Genomic DNA, 989 nt, shown 5'->3' with positions numbered 1-989 from the left:
GGAAATTTTCGGGACCGCCTGCTGGAGTCCCAACAACACAAAGAGGCCCTTTTCACCCTGGTACAGATGATTACCGATGCCGGGCTGATCAAGAAAAACGAAAACCAGCGCACAGATTCTTTTCATATCATAGCCAACGTAGCGGTTCCGGCCGCTTCAGAATTAATCCGGGAGGGAATCAGAATTTGCCTGCGCCAGCTGAAGAAGCGCCACTACGACTTGTTCCACCAGGCTCAAGAGAAACTGGACATCACCAAATACTTGAAGGGAGAATTATCCAAGGCCATAAAACCTGAACCCGATGAAACCCTCCGACGGCAGCGGCTGACCGAAATAGTAGAAGATGCCAAAGCATTAATTGCTTTTCTGGATAATCGGGATCTTCACCCGGTGGTGGCCTACCGGAGAAGTATTCTGGTTCGCCTTCTCTACGAAAACACCGAACCGGCGGAAAAGGGTTATAAGGAAACCAAGGAAACCCATCCCGACCGGATTATTTCTGCTGTTGACCCGGAAGCCAGGCACGGGGCCAAGTCCAAAACCAAAAAGTTTAACGGATATAAGGCTCATGTTACAGAAACTGTGGAAAACAAGTTCATCACCAACATTGCCGTCACACCGGGAAACGTTTCCGATTGCGAACCGGTAGTGGAAAAAACACAGGAAGTAGTTACCGAAACAGGTCTCAAACCTGAAAAAATGTTTGGTGACAAAGCTTATGGTACAGGAGAAAACCGGCAGCAATTAAAAGAAATGGGCATCCAGCTGGTTGCTCCCCTTCATCCACAGGCAATCTCCGAAGATTTAGCCAGGGGCAACTTTACTTATGATTCGGAAAAACAAACCGTTACCTGTCCGGCAGGGATAACTACGGACAAGAGAACCTACCATGAAAACAGCCAGGCCTGGATTTACCGTTTTCCTAAGGAAGCCTGCCAGGCTTGCGAATTAAGAGAAACCTGCACCAAAAATAAGAACGGGCGCACCAT

At 48.3% G+C, this 989-nt stretch carries 1 protein-coding gene; it reads left to right on the top strand.

The window, feature by feature from the left end; translation table 11 throughout:
• Positions 1 to 989 (top strand): transposase (locus tag GFC01_RS17755; RefSeq protein WP_152948477.1); only part of this gene is annotated, 989 nt, incomplete at both ends.

The sequence above is a fragment of the Desulfofundulus thermobenzoicus genome (assembly GCF_009428905.1).
Taxonomy (GTDB): Bacteria; Bacillota; Desulfotomaculia; order Desulfotomaculales; family Desulfovirgulaceae; genus Desulfofundulus_A; species Desulfofundulus_A thermobenzoicus.
Note: the sequence above shows the minus strand (reverse complement) of the source record. Positions and strands in the feature narration are given on the sequence as shown.